A 13,265-nucleotide genomic window follows, 5' to 3' on the forward strand; every position below is an offset into this window, starting at 1 on the left:
CCTATTACTGGGCGGCATCCGCCGCCAGGAAGCCGCCGGATTGGCGCGCCCAGAGCTCCGAATAGAGCCCTCGCCGCGCGATCAGTTCGTTGTGCGTGCCGTCCTCGATGATCCGGCCCTGATCCATGACGATGAGGCGGTCGAGGGCTGCGATGGTCGAAAGCCGGTGGGCGATGGCGAGCACGGTCTTGCCCTGCATCAGCCGCTCCAGGTTCGACTGGATCGCCGCTTCGACCTCAGAATCAAGCGCCGAGGTCGCCTCGTCGAGCACCAGGATCGGCGCATCCTTGATCATCACGCGGGCGATCGCGACACGCTGGCGCTGGCCGCCGGAAAGCTTGACGCCGCGTTCACCCACATGCGCGTCGAACCCCTTGCGGCCGCGCTGGTCTTCGAGAGCCGCGATGAACGTGTCGGCTTCAGCCTTGCGCGCCGCCTCGACAAGCTGTGCCTCGGTCGCATCCGGCCGGCCGAACAGGATATTGTCGCGGATCGACCGGTGCAGCAGCGAGGTATCCTGGGTCACCATGCCGATCTGGCCCCGCAATGATTCCTGCGTCGCCTTGGCGATATCCTGCCCATCGATCAGGATCCGGCCGCCTTCGAGATCGTAAAACCGCAGGAGCAGGTTGACGAGGGTCGACTTGCCGGCGCCGGAACGCCCGACGATGCCGAGCTTCTCGCCCGGCCGGATGGTGAGCGACAGATTGTCGATGACGCCCTTCGCCTTGCCATAATGGAAGCTGACATTCTCGAAACGGATTTCCGGGCGTTTTACCACCAGCTGCGTTGCATCCGGCGCATCCACCAGCCCGATCGGCTGCGAGATCAGCTCGGCCGAATTCTGGATCGTGCCGATATTGCGCATGATCCCGTTGAGCTGCGTCATCAGCCTGCCGAGCAGGAAATTCAGCCGCAGCATCAGCGCCATCGTGAAGGCGACCGCACCCGATGAGATCAGGCCGGAGAGCCAGAGATGCACGCTCATCGCCGCCATGGTGACGATCATCGTGCCGGAGAGGAAGGCCATCGAGGCGCGCACGCTGGTGAGCAGTCGGGTGAACGCGATGATCGTCGCCTGGAAGCTCTCGAAACCGGAGAGCATATAGCGGTCGTTGGCCTCGTCGCGGCCGAACAGCCGGAGCGTCTGGATGTTCGAATAGGCGTCGACCATGCGGCCGCTGATCATCGACCCGGCCTCGGCCGAGGCCTTGGAGTGTTCGCGGATGCGCGGCACGTAATGGCGGGCGAGCAGCGCGAAGATCGCAAGCCATGCGACGACCACCACGGCGAGCCGCCAGTCGAGCCCTGCGACCAGCGCGATGGTCGAAACGGAATAGATGCCGACGAACCAGACGCTTTCCATGAAGGAAGTCAGCACGTCACCAGTCGCCTGCCCCGCCGACCAGACTTTCGTAACGATACGGCCGGAGAAATCGTTCTGGAAAAAGGATAGCGACTGGCGCGACACATGGATGTACGACTGCCAGCGCACCAGGTTGTAGAAACCGGGCGTGATGATCTGCTGGTCGACCAGCGCCGTCATCAGCCCGATCAGGAAGCGGCCGATGCCGACCACCAGCGCCATGACCACCAGCTCGGTGCCATGGTTGGCCAAAAGTCCCGACCATCCGTCGGCGGGCTTCGTCGTGTCGAGGATATCGACCAGGCGACCGACATACCAGAACATCGCCGCCTCGACGCCGGCGGCAAGACCGCCAAGCACCAGCATGGCGAAGAAGGGAAGCTTGGCCTGGCTGACATAGAACCAGACGAAGCCGATCAGGCCCACAGGCGGTTTCAGGTCGTCCCGCCTCGCAAACGGCTTGATAAAGCTTTCGAAGATGCGGAAGACCGGTTTCAACATGGACCGGATATAGGCGGATTCTGATCGCCGGCAAAGCGAAAGCGGCCGGGCCGCGGCTTACATTTTCTTAATGTGGAAGGCCTGCCGGGCGGACCTTCGCGCCCATTGGACATAATCAGAATCAATCATTATGATTTGTCCCAAAGGAGTTCCTATGGAAACCCGCGTTCTGACGACACATGTGCCGGTTCAGCTGGCTGAGAAAGTGGACGAACTGGCAACCCGCCTGGAACGTTCAAGGGGCTGGATCGTCAAGCAGGCACTCGCCAGCTGGATCGAGCTCGAAGAGGAGCGGCGGCGGCTGACGCTGGAGGCAATGGCGGACGTCGATGCGGGAAACGTGGTCGATCAGGAAGAGGTCGAAAAGTGGGTTGCCAGCCTGGGTGCTGACAAGCCCCTGCCCCGTCCCCTTTAATGGAACTGAAGTGGTCGTCAAAAGCGGTGTCCGATCTCAACCGCCTTCATGATTTTCTGGCTGCGGTGAACGCACCCGCGGCGGCGCGCACGGCTCAAAACCTGGCTGCAGCACCCAAGAAACTCATCCAGCATCCGCGGCTAGGTGAAAAGCTGGATGAGTTCGCACCGCGTGAAATCCGACGACTTTTGATTGGTGGTTACGAGTTGAGATACGAGATCCAGGGCGAGACGATCTTTCTCCTCCGTATCTGGCACACCCGCGAAAACCGAATCTGAATTCTGCGGAAGCATGCCCTGGAATACGACCTTAGAGCGAGAAGGGGCGACGGCGGAGATTACTCCGCCGCCTCTTCCTCGATCACGTCGTCATGGCCGATGAAGCCGCCGGACTGGCGGTTCCAGAGGTCGGCATAGATGCCGCCGCTCCGGGCGAGTTCGCGATGGGTGCCGGCCTCGACGATCCGGCCGCGATCGAGCACGATCAGCCGGTCCATTTCGGTGAGCGTCGACAGGCGGTGCGCAATCGCAATCACTGTCTTGCCCTCCATCAGCGCGAACAGGTTCTCCTGGATCGCCGCTTCGACTTCACTATCGAGCGCCGAAGTCGCCTCGTCGAGCACCAGGATCGGCGCGTCCTTCAGGAAGACGCGGGCGATCGCGATGCGCTGCCGCTGCCCGCCGGAAAGCTTCACGCCGCGTTCGCCCACATGCGCGTCGAGACCCTTGCGTCCCTGCATGTCGGCAAGTCCGTCGATGAACTCCCAGGCGTTTGCCCGCTTTGCCGCCTCGATGATGTCCGCATCGGTCGCGTCCGGCTTGCCGTAGGCGATGTTGTCGCGGATCGAGCGGTGCAGCAGCGAGGTATCCTGGGTGACCACGCCGATCAGCGAACGCAGGCTGTCCTGCGTCACGGTCGATATGTCCTGGCCATCGATGGTGATGCGGCCGCCCTCCAGATCGTAGAAGCGCAACAGCAGGTTCATCAGCGTCGTCTTGCCGGCGCCGGAGCGGCCGACCAGACCGATCTTCTGCCCGGCCGGGATATCGAGCGTCAGGCCTTCGATAACGCCCTTGCCCTTGCCATAGTGGAAGTGGACGTTGTCGTAGCGGATATGGCCTTTTTTAGCCGTCAGCGCCGAAGCGCCATTCCGGTCCACCACGTCATGCGCCTTTGTCATCATCGACATGCCGTCATAGACGGTGCCGATGTTTTCAAAGAGCGCAGAGACTTCCCACATCACCCATTGCGACATGCCGTTGATACGCATCGCAAGGCCGATGGCGATGGCGATCGCCCCGATCGAGATGACACCATCGAGCCAGAACCAGATCGACAACGCGCCGACGGTAAACAGCGCCACGCAGTTGTAGAAATAGACCAGCGCCTGGAAACCCGTCACCTTGCGCATCTGCGCATGGACGGTTTTCAGGAAGATATCCATCGCGTCCTGCGCATAGGCCTCTTCCCTTCCCGCATGCGAGAAAAGCTTGACGGTGGCGATGTTCGTATAGCTGTCCACCACGCGACCGGTCATCATCGAACGCGCATCCGCCTGTTCCGCCGAAATCTTCCTCAGACGCGGCACGTAATAGGCGACTGTCATCGAGTAGCAGACGATCCAGAGGACGAGCGGCACCGCAAGGCGCAGATCCGCCGCCGCGACGATGGCGATCATCGAGATGAAATAGGTGAAGACGTAGACGAACACGTCGAGCACCTTCATCACCGTTTCACGGATGGCGAGCGAGGTCTGCATCACCTTGGTCGAGACGCGGCCGGCAAACTCGTTGGCGAAGAACGTCATCGAGTGCCTGAGCAGGAACCGATGCATCTGCCAGCGGGCGATCATCGGGAAATTACCCATCAGGATCTGATGCATGATCAGCGAATTGAGCGTCGCGACCGCCGGCAATCCGATCAGCACCACGAAGGCCATGAAGAACAGTTTCGGCCCCTCGCTTTCAAGGAAGGTCGCCCGATCGGCATTGGTCAGCCAGTCGACGATATCGCCGAGGAACTGAAACAGCGCCACTTCGCCGACCGCGATCAGCATCGTACAGGTCGACATGATGACGACCCACGGCCAGACCGGCTTGGTATAGTGCCACAGGAAGGCCGCAAGGCCGGCGGGCGGCAGTGAGGGCGCTTCGTCCGGGTAAGGATCAACACGCCGTTCGAACCACGAGAACATGAAATAGCTCCGCAAGTCGGATTGCCGTCCCCTTTGCCGCGCATGGTGCGAGCCAAGGGCCTGACGGCGAAAATTCAGTATGGCGCGGCCGAATGCCGGCCGCGTAACGGATCAGAGAGGGAAAGGTTTGCGTGAAACCGCGAAACGCCTAGGCCAGAAAAATGGAAATCCGGCAGCGGAGGCGCGTGAGCACGGTCATATCCATGTGGGCCTCCTTGTGTTGGCGTTGAGTTACGCTCGCCTTTTAGCCGCTCGCGCAGGAATTGAAAAGGGCAAATCGAAGCAGCCCACTCATCCTAGAATTTCCTGTTGCCCGATCGTCACAGCCCTGCCTTGCACCGAATAGGGCTTGAGATCAGGCACCGGCTTCGCTTAAGGACGATATATGAGCGACATCTTCCCCAGCCTTCGCATCGCCCTTTACCAGCCGGACATCCCCGGCAATACCGGCACGATCCTCCGGCTCGCCGCCTGCCTCGGTCTTTCCGTCGACATCATCGAACCGGCCGGTTTCGACATTTCCGACCGGAACCTGAAGCGCTCCGGCATGGACTATCTGGCGGACGTCACGCTCGCCCGCCACGTCAACTGGCAGCGCTTCGACGAATGGCGCAAGGCGAACAGCCGGCGCGTCGTGCTTGCCTCCACCAAGGCCGCCCTGCCCTATACCCGCTTCGAATTCCAGCCGGATGATATCCTGCTCTTCGGCCGCGAAAGCGCCGGCGTGCCGGACAATGTGCATGACGCAGCCGACGCCCGCATCCTCATCCCCATGGTCGAAGGCCAGCGCTCCATCAACGTCGCCATGTCGGCGGCGATGATATCAGGCGAGGCGCTGCGGCAGACGGGTTTTCCTTCTTCATTGACTTAGGCTCCGGTTTTCTTTCAGGAAGCCTATGCTATAGAACCTCAAGTAATATTGAGGTCAACAGCAATGATGAAGAAAAATCCGGGCGCCAGGCTGGAGCTGGAACTGACGGTCGGCGAAGTGGCGACACGCAGCGGCGTGGCGGTCTCGACCCTGCATTTCTACGAGACCAAGGGACTGATCCAGAGCCGCCGCAACCGTGGCAACCAGCGCCGTTATCCGCGCGTCGTGCTGCGCCGGGTCGCGGTCATCAAGGTGGCCCAGAAGACCGGCATACCGCTTGCCGATATCGCCGAAGCGCTCTCCGTCCTGCCGCACGACCGGCCGCTGACGGCAAAGGACTGGCGGCGTCTATCGGAAACCTGGAAACGCCAGCTCGACGACAGGATCGCCAGCCTCACGGCGCTCCGCGACCACCTGACCGGCTGCATCGGCTGCGGCTGCCTGTCGATGGAGGACTGCCCGCTCAGGAACCCACTGGACATGCTCGGCGAAAAGGGTGCGGGGCCGATCTTGCTGGAAGCGGATGAAGAGGTGGATGCGGATTGATTGCACGGATAGGCCTATTCTAAACTGAGCGTCACACCCTGCTGAACAACGCCTCCGGAAATGGAAGGACGACCGATGGCTTTGGAAACGCATCCGTTCGACATCGCTGAACATTTGGATACCGAAGAGGGCATCGAAGAGTTCATGAAGGCAGCATTCGAAGAGGGCGACGCCGCCTTCATCGCGAGATCTCTCGGCATCGTCGCGCGGGCGCGGGGCATGACCAAACTCGCCCGCGATGTCGGAGTGAACCGAAAGGCGCTCTATACTGCCCTGAGCGGCGAAGGAAATCCGGAATTCGCGACGATCCTGAAGGTGATGAAAGCCCTCGGCCTCGAACTCACCCCGGTTCTCGTCAAGGCGGAGGATGCCGCCTAAGCGCTATCGGCATCTGACGGATGGTCCGCCCCCCCGTTTAGCATCTTTTGAAAAACACATGTCAAATCGATCGAAGCCCATGGGCCAAACATCGGGGATCGCATATGTTTCCGCAATCGAGCTTCTTCTTCCCAGCCCAAGCCATCAAGGACCGAGATGCGCAATCTGCTTTGCTACAAGATGACCGTTGCCGCACTTGCCCTGCTGGCCTCGCCCGTCCACGCCCAGGAGGCCGAGCATTATACTGCGGTCAGCAAGACGGCGATGAGCGTCACCGGCGATGTCTGGCTGGACGATTTCAGCATCACCTTCGAGAACGAAGAATCCCTCGAATTCTCCGACCTCGTTGCCGATAATTTCCGGGTGGATGGCAGACGTGTGCCGGCATCGGTCTATCGCGTCGCGAAACCGGCCGATCCGGAACTTGAAAACGGTAATCAGCTCTGCGGATCGGGCGACGTGACCTATGTCGCCAACTGGGCGTCCGGCAAGGGAATGTCGGCGATCGCCGTGTTTACGGGGCGAAATCCACCGAAGAGCAGCGCCGAAATGTGCGCGCTCTACACCTACGAAGATCCGCAATAATGGATCGGATCAATCCGCGGTCGGCAGCCGTCGCATCGTGAATTCGATCTGGTCGCCTTCGAGCTGGCGCCAGCTTTCCACTTCGGTCCAATAGGCGGCCTTCGGAAATTCGTGAAACCACTCGCGCGCCTTTTCGCGCGCTTCTTCGCGTGAGAGCTGAAATGTCTGCCGCACGAACATGCCCTGGCGCTCACCGGCTTTTTCCTGCCGGTGGCGGTCGATCCTGCGTTTCAGCCCGTCGAGCGGCGGGGGTGTGAACTTTGCCATGAAAGCCTCTGATCAGCACCTGTTTATGCGGTAAAGATAGTGCCGGGCGACACGCTTTGCGAGTCTCATTTTCCACCCGCGACAATCGATGGAATGGTTCGCGAAAGCCAGAAATGCTAATTCCCGATCGGAAAAATGCGAGTCGCGCCAAGGGGATGGCGAGAGGAATAGAGATATGGAACGGCCGGTACTGCCCAAGGGGCTGCCCGAGGACATCGAAGACAAGAAGGTGGCTGCGAAAGCCTGGTTCGAGAGCCTGCGCGACACGATCTGCGCGTCGCTGGAAGGCCTCGAGGCCGAGCTGACCGGCCCCCTCTCGGATCAGGAGCCCGGCCGCTTCAAACCCAAGGACTGGCTGCGCGATGGCGGAGCGGGCGGCGGCGGACGAATGTCGATGATGGAAGGCCGCGTCTTCGAGAAGGTCGGCGTCCACACATCGACCGTCCACGGCGAATTTTCCGCTGATTTCCGCAGCCAGATGCCGGGTGCCGAGGAAGACCCACGCTTCTGGGCGTCGGGCATTTCGTTGATCGCACATCCGATCAATCCCAATGTGCCGACCGTCCACATGAATACCCGCATGGTGGTGACGTCGAGCCAGTGGTTCGGCGGCGGCGCGGATCTTACCCCGGTCCTCGACCGGCGCCGCACCCAGGACGATCCGGACACCACCCTCTTCCACCGGGTCATGGAAATCACCTGTAAACGCCACGAGGCGGTCGCCGACTACGATCGCTACAAGGCCTGGTGTGACGACTATTTTTTCCTGAAGCACCGCAACGAACCGCGCGGCGTCGGCGGCATTTTCTTCGACTGGCTGCATCCGGTCGCGGAAAAAGGCGGCTGGGATGCGGATTTCGCGTTTGTGCAGGATGTCGGACGCGCCTTCAACCTCGTCTATCCGCGGATCGTCCGGGCCAACTTCAACAAGCCCTGGACGGAACATGATCGCGACGAACAGCTGATCCGTCGCGGCCGCTATGTCGAGTTCAACCTGCTCTACGACCGTGGCACTATTTTCGGGTTAAAGACCGGCGGCAATGTCGAGTCCATCCTCTCGTCACTGCCTCCGGTTGTAAGGTGGCCTTAGATCGAGAACCACAAAGTTAACGATATCGGGTATAAACCGGCCCTAATATCTCATCCTTAACAAATGCGATATCGGAATCAGCGCGATGGTGGTAGCGTCCCTTTGGTTGTACCGGAGGAGGATCGCCATGATGGCACCGAATAGCATGCCCATGCCGGAAGCGTCTAAGGACAGGGACTCCCGTTCCCTTGATACCGCTGAAATGATCGACCGCCTCGCGACGGAGATGCGCGCGAGAACTGGCGGAGAACTCCCCCATTCCTTTTATGTGGACCAGGTAAGGCGCCAGCTTGCCGGCAAGTCGGTTGCCATGTCGGCCGCCAACACCGAGACGGCGCGGGAAAAGGGTAAGGAAGAGGCTTCCGTTTTCCACGCCTGGGCGTTTTCCGAATAGGCATCGGGAACAGCGTCGTCGCTTTCGAGTTATCGGGATTGGGGCCGGCGGATATGAGGAGCTGTCCGCCCGCCTCCAGTCCGACGACAATAGGAGGAAGTATCATGCGACTGTTCGAATGCGGTACGCTCGTCCCCGGTTGCCAATGGCATACCCGGGCCGATGAAGACGCCGAAGTGGTTCGCCGCGCCGTGGAACATCTTCGCACTGTCCATGGCGAAGAGATCATCCGCGAAAACATGGTCGAGAACATCAAGGCACGCATTCGCGACGAAAACGGAGCGGCGGCGGCCTGACGCCCGGCGCGACCGAAGTCGGTCATCCGCATCGGAGTGGCTGTATCTGATTTCGAAACACCCGATGTCAGAGCGGCGATACGCCTGATGTCAGAGTGATCTGCGGATCATATCCTCCAGCCGGGCGGTCAGCGCCGCCCGGTCGGGAGCGAAATTGCGCTCGACCCAGAAATCTTCCAATTCCTTCAGGATTTCGCCGACACGTTTTCCGGCCGGCACGCCGGCTGCGACGATATCGGCACCACTGAGCGGAAAGACCGGCTTCTCGTAGTCCTCAGCCCTCTTCAGCAAGACCGACAGCCGCGCGGATCTGCGCATCGCCGCCGGATCGCCTTCGGCCGCAGTTCGCGCCGACGCCAGGGCCAGCCTCAGCCGGATGACCAGCCCCTCCGCACCATGGCGGTAGAGCAGCCGGTCAAACCCGACATCCGTCACTTCGTCCGGCAGCACCGGCGCATTTGCCCAGGCCGCAAGCTTGGCAGCCTCTGCATTCGACATCTTCAGCCGCTTCGCGAGCGCATCCAGCCTCTCGGCATCCGGCGGCACGATCGCCGCCAGCCGCAGGATCGGATCGGCCGTCCAGCCGAGCGACTTCTCGGCCGCCACGAGGCCGTGGATGCCGTCGATACCCCACTTTTCCGTCTCCGGCAGGATTTCGGTGAGCACGCCCGCCTGCCGCATCCACAGCAACGCGCGGGAAGGATCGGCAGCCGACAGCAGCTTCTTGGTTTCCGCCCAGATGCGTTCGGCCGACAGCGTCGAAAGCTTGTCCTTGGCGCGGGCGCAGGCCCTCAGGCCATCCGCATCCGGCCGGCCGGAACCGTAATGGGCGAAGAAGCGGAAGAAGCGCAGGATGCGCAAATAGTCCTCGGCAATCCGCTCGGCCGCATCGCCGATGAAGCGGACGGTGCGCGTCTCGATATCCGGTAGACCGTTGACAAGGTCGATCACCTCGCCTTGAGCGTCCGCATAAAGTGCGTTGATCGTCAGGTCCCGTCGTTCGGCATCCGTCTGCCAATCGGTGCCGAAGGCGACCTTGGCCCGCCGACCGTCGGTCTCGACGTCGCGGCGCAACGTGGTGACCTCGAACCCGTGGCCTCCGATGACCAGCGTCACCGTGCCGTGCTCGAAACCGGTCGGCACGGCCTTGATACCGGCCGTCACCGCCCGCTCGACCACCTTTTCCGGGACAAGCGTGGTGGCGACGTCGACATCGGCGACGGGAAGCCCCATCAGTGCATTACGCACCGCGCCGCCCGCCACCCGCGCCTCACCGCCGTCGGCATTGAGCAGGGTCAGGATGCGCTGCAGCGCCGGGTCCCGGAACCAGGCCTCGTCGGCTACACTCGTCATGCATAAAGCCTTTCGTAGAGCGTGCGCAGGATGCCCGCGGTAATGCCCCAGATGTTTCGTTCCTCGTAGGGCATCACATAGAAATGCCGCTCCGTGCCGTCCCATTCCCTGCTGCCGCGCTGGTGGTTGGCCGCGTTCATCAGGAAGGATAACGGCACCTCGAAGACGTCGTCCACCTCGGCCGGATTGGGCGTGATCTCGAAGCCGCGCCTGACCACCGAGAGCACCGGCGTGATCCGAAAACCGGTCGCGGCATAATAGGTCGGCAGTCGCGACAGCGTTTCGACGAAGGAACGGTCGAGGCCGATTTCCTCTTCCGCCTCGCGCAACGCCGCCTGTTCCGGCGAGCGGTCCTCCGGATCGATCCCGCCGCCCGGGAAGGCGATCTGGCCGGAATGTTTTCGCATCGTCGATGTCCGCTGCGTCAGGATTACCTTGGCTTCGTCGCCGTCGTCGACCACAGGCACCAGCACGGCGGCATCCTTGAGCTTCAGTCCCGCGGCGAGATCGACGAGCGTCGGATTGAGCAGATGATCGCCATGGTCGCGCCAGGCGTGATCGACCGGCCCGCCATTCTGGTTCAGTGCCCGGCGGCGAAAATCGCCGGCCGAAAAAAGGGGAAATTCACTCATTGGGATAAGGCGTCCAATTCGGCCTCGGGCATCACGGGAAAGATTTCCGTTCCGGAGCGGACGGAGAACATCGGCACTCCGTCTATCACGATCGCCTCGCCGAGTTCCACGAGATCGTACATGACAGCACGGGAGACCAGGGCCTCTAACCGGCCGCGCACCAGGAGATAGGGTTTAAGCTCGCGGTTTTCGCCCGAAATCTCGAAGCGCAAGGGATGTTCCGACCCCGCCTCCACCACATCACCGACATTTGTCCTGAACGTGAGCACCTGTTGGCCCTCACGCTGCGTGACCTGCATCTCGACCGCAAGGAAGGGAGCGTCGGCGATGCGGATGCCGACCTTTTCCACAGGTGTTACGAGATAGGTCCGACCGTCCTCATCCTTGCGCAGCACCGTCGAAAACAGCCTCACGAGCGGTGCGCGGCCGATCGGGGTGCCCATATAGAACCATGTGCCGTCAGCATGGATTTCCATGTCGATATCGCCGCAAAAGGGCGGATTCCACCGCTCGACAGGCGGTAAACCACGCTTTCCGTCGCCGCTCTGCTCGGAAGCACGCGAGATCAGCGCCGCAAGCCCTGCGGCATCGGATGCCGAATTTATCGTTTGCGCTGCCATCTTTCAGTCCCGGTTCGACCGTAAGCATCCATCAAAGCAATTGTTCCTCACGAGATAGTCATTCAATACGTGCTTGTCAGCCATATTTCGGGGAATAAGTTTGATCGGATAAGCCGGATGCTGCGACGCAGCGATTCGCCGCCGGGATATCGATGAGCCCGGCCTGGAAAAGCCAGCCGGTTTCTAAGTGCCAGCAGGTTCTGGATGCCAGCCAGTTTGGATGCCGCCAGTTTGGATGATGGAGAGCGACATGGGCCTGATGAATTCCACCGATACCGTCCTCGATGAGAAAGCCATCATCGCCTCCGCGGAAATGGCCCTTTCCGACATCGCCGCCATTCGCGCCGAAGTCGCCAAAGTGATCTTCGGTCAGGAAAAGGTGGTCGAGAACACGCTGCTGGCCGTCCTGTCCGGCGGCCATGCGCTGCTCGTCGGCGTCCCTGGCCTCGCCAAGACCAAGCTCGTCACCACGCTCGGCACCGTGCTCGGCCTCGGCGGCAACCGCATCCAGTTCACGCCCGACCTGATGCCTTCGGATATTCTCGGCTCGGAAGTCATGGATACGGACGATAGCGGCCGCCGCTCCTTCCGCTTCATCAAGGGGCCGGTGTTCGCTCAGCTGCTGATGGCTGACGAAATCAACCGCGCCTCGCCGCGCACCCAGTCAGCACTGCTGCAGTCCATGCAGGAATACCACATCACGGTGGCCGGCCAGCGCTACGATCTGCCCGCCCCCTTCCACGTGCTCGCGACCCAGAACCCGCTGGAGCAGGAAGGCACCTATCCGCTGCCGGAAGCCCAGCTCGACCGCTTCCTGCTGCAGGTCGACGTGCTTTATCCGGAACTCGCCGCCGAGCGGCAGATCCTGCTCGAAACCACTGGCCTTTCGGAAGCCAAGGCGCGGGGCGTCATTGATGCTGCGCGGCTCCAGGAAATCCAGGTGCTGATCCGCCAAATGCCGGTCAGCGACAAGGTGGTCGATGCGATCCTGTCGCTGGTGCGCTCCGCCCGTCCCGGCCACGGTAATGCTCATACGGACAAACACGTCGCCTGGGGTCCCGGCCCGCGCGCCGGCCAGTCGCTGATGCTGACGGCCCGCGCCCGCGCCCTTTACGAAGGCCGTCTGGCCCCGTCGCTCGACGACGTTTACGCGCTTGCCGAACCGGTGCTTGAACACCGCATGGCGCTGACGTTTGCGGCCCGCGCCGAAGGCATGTCGGTGCGCGATGTCATCGCCGGCCTGGTGAAGCAGGCCCGCGGCTAAGTCCGCCGGCTAGAAAGGATAATGCGTGGCTTCCACCATTGGCCAGATCGTAGAGCAGACACCGAGTAGCGAACTTCTCTCCCGAGCCCAGGCCCGCGCGATCCTTGTGCCGGACTGCATGGTGGAAGCCAAGCGTATCGCCAACACGGTGATCGCCGGTTGGCATGGTCGCCGCAAGCGCGGCGTTGGCGAAAATTTCTGGCAGTTCCGGCCTTATGCCGAGGGTGAAAGCCTGTCTCGCATCGACTGGCGCCGCTCCGCCCGCGACGACCATACCTATGTCCGCGAGCGCGAATGGGAAGCCGCCCACACTGTCTGGCTCTGGGCCGACATGTCGCCGTCGATGATGTACAAGTCGACGCTTGCCATCGCTTCCAAGGAAAGCCGGGCGCTGGTGCTGATGCTGGCGCTGGCCGAAATCCTTGCCCGGTCCGGCGAGCGCATCGGCTGCCCCGGCATCATGGAACCGGTATCGGCCCGCAACGCCGCCGAG

General features: G+C 61.8%; 17 protein-coding genes. 11 read left to right on the forward strand and 6 right to left on the reverse strand.

Going from position 1 to position 13,265, the window contains the following annotated elements:
- Positions 1–4 precede the first annotated feature (4 nt).
- Positions 5–1,867, reverse strand: a complete 1,863-nt coding sequence (locus tag MOV61_RS13505; RefSeq protein WP_247136920.1) for an ABC transporter ATP-binding protein — start codon at positions 1,865–1,867, stop codon at positions 5–7.
- A gap of 154 nt (positions 1,868–2,021) precedes the next feature.
- Between MOV61_RS13505 and MOV61_RS13510 the strand changes: the two genes are divergently transcribed.
- Together MOV61_RS13510 and MOV61_RS13515 are read left to right on the forward strand one after the other, a co-directional pair.
- Positions 2,022–2,282: a CopG family ribbon-helix-helix protein gene (locus tag MOV61_RS13510; protein ID WP_247036626.1), complete on the forward strand. Its 261-nt coding sequence runs from the start codon at positions 2,022–2,024 to the stop codon at positions 2,280–2,282.
- On the forward strand, positions 2,282–2,560 hold the full coding sequence (locus tag MOV61_RS13515; protein WP_247036628.1) for a type II toxin-antitoxin system RelE/ParE family toxin: 279 nt from the start codon (positions 2,282–2,284) through the stop codon (positions 2,558–2,560). The genes MOV61_RS13510 and MOV61_RS13515 overlap by 1 nt, the downstream gene beginning before the upstream one ends.
- Positions 2,561–2,619: 59 nt before the next feature.
- On the opposite strand, the gene MOV61_RS13520 is transcribed toward MOV61_RS13515, so the two are convergent.
- The gene (locus tag MOV61_RS13520; RefSeq protein ID WP_247136921.1) at positions 2,620–4,476 is read right to left on the reverse strand and encodes an ABC transporter ATP-binding protein; all 1,857 of its coding nucleotides are present in this window, start codon (positions 4,474–4,476) and stop codon (positions 2,620–2,622) included.
- A 385-nt stretch (positions 4,477–4,861) separates the two neighbouring features.
- Between MOV61_RS13520 and MOV61_RS13525 the strand changes: the two genes are divergently transcribed.
- From MOV61_RS13525 to MOV61_RS13540, 4 genes are all read left to right on the forward strand, one after another.
- A complete protein-coding gene (locus tag MOV61_RS13525) occupies positions 4,862–5,347 on the forward strand; it encodes a tRNA (cytidine(34)-2'-O)-methyltransferase (protein ID WP_247136922.1) in 486 nt (161 codons plus the stop codon).
- Between the two features lie 66 nt (positions 5,348–5,413).
- Positions 5,414–5,893, forward strand: a complete 480-nt coding sequence (soxR, locus tag MOV61_RS13530) for a redox-sensitive transcriptional activator SoxR (RefSeq protein WP_309493808.1) — start codon at positions 5,414–5,416, stop codon at positions 5,891–5,893.
- A gap of 75 nt (positions 5,894–5,968) precedes the next feature.
- Positions 5,969–6,271 (forward strand): addiction module antidote protein, encoded by a 303-nt coding sequence (locus MOV61_RS13535; protein ID WP_038544253.1) that lies wholly within the window; start codon positions 5,969–5,971, stop codon positions 6,269–6,271.
- 156 nt (positions 6,272–6,427) lie between these two features.
- Positions 6,428–6,856 (forward strand): hypothetical protein, encoded by a 429-nt coding sequence (locus MOV61_RS13540; RefSeq protein ID WP_247136925.1) that lies wholly within the window; start codon positions 6,428–6,430, stop codon positions 6,854–6,856.
- Between the two features lie 9 nt (positions 6,857–6,865).
- Here MOV61_RS13540 and MOV61_RS13545 read toward each other — a convergent pair whose 3' ends face one another.
- Positions 6,866–7,123 (reverse strand): hypothetical protein, encoded by a 258-nt coding sequence (locus MOV61_RS13545; RefSeq protein WP_037076370.1) that lies wholly within the window; start codon positions 7,121–7,123, stop codon positions 6,866–6,868.
- Positions 7,124–7,298: 175 nt separating this feature from the next.
- Here MOV61_RS13545 and hemF point away from each other — a divergent pair, with 175 nt between their 5' ends.
- From hemF to MOV61_RS13560, 3 genes are all read left to right on the forward strand, one after another.
- Positions 7,299–8,213 (forward strand): oxygen-dependent coproporphyrinogen oxidase, encoded by a 915-nt coding sequence (gene hemF, locus MOV61_RS13550; RefSeq protein ID WP_247136926.1) that lies wholly within the window; start codon positions 7,299–7,301, stop codon positions 8,211–8,213.
- A 127-nt stretch (positions 8,214–8,340) separates the two neighbouring features.
- Positions 8,341–8,607, forward strand: coding sequence for a hypothetical protein (locus MOV61_RS13555; RefSeq protein WP_247036642.1), 267 nt, complete (start codon positions 8,341–8,343; stop codon positions 8,605–8,607).
- Between the two features lie 104 nt (positions 8,608–8,711).
- On the forward strand, positions 8,712–8,903 hold the full coding sequence (locus MOV61_RS13560; RefSeq protein ID WP_037076377.1) for a DUF1059 domain-containing protein: 192 nt from the start codon (positions 8,712–8,714) through the stop codon (positions 8,901–8,903).
- 90 nt (positions 8,904–8,993) lie between these two features.
- Here the strand turns inward: MOV61_RS13560 and MOV61_RS13565 are convergent, their stop codons facing one another.
- From MOV61_RS13565 to MOV61_RS13575, 3 genes are read right to left on the reverse strand one after another with little or no spacing between them, the layout of a single operon-like run.
- Entirely contained in the window at positions 8,994–10,256 is a 1,263-nt protein-coding gene (locus MOV61_RS13565; protein ID WP_247136927.1) for a CCA tRNA nucleotidyltransferase, read from the reverse strand.
- The gene (locus tag MOV61_RS13570) at positions 10,253–10,888 is read right to left on the reverse strand and encodes a CoA pyrophosphatase (RefSeq protein WP_247136928.1); all 636 of its coding nucleotides are present in this window, start codon (positions 10,886–10,888) and stop codon (positions 10,253–10,255) included. Before MOV61_RS13570 ends, MOV61_RS13565 begins: the two co-directional genes overlap by 4 nt.
- Entirely contained in the window at positions 10,885–11,508 is a 624-nt protein-coding gene (locus MOV61_RS13575; RefSeq protein WP_247136929.1) for a DUF1285 domain-containing protein, read from the reverse strand. Before MOV61_RS13575 ends, MOV61_RS13570 begins: the two co-directional genes overlap by 4 nt.
- A 250-nt stretch (positions 11,509–11,758) precedes the next feature.
- On the opposite strand from MOV61_RS13575, the gene MOV61_RS13580 reads away from it, so the two are divergent.
- Entirely contained in the window at positions 11,759–12,772 is a 1,014-nt protein-coding gene (locus MOV61_RS13580) for a MoxR family ATPase (RefSeq protein WP_038544267.1), read from the forward strand.
- A gap of 25 nt (positions 12,773–12,797) precedes the next feature.
- The coding region (locus tag MOV61_RS13585; RefSeq protein ID WP_247136930.1) for a DUF58 domain-containing protein at positions 12,798–13,265 on the forward strand (468 nt) is incomplete at its 3' end.

The organism is Neorhizobium sp. BETTINA12A, from assembly GCF_023006485.1.
Taxonomy (GTDB): domain Bacteria; phylum Pseudomonadota; class Alphaproteobacteria; order Rhizobiales; family Rhizobiaceae; genus Neorhizobium.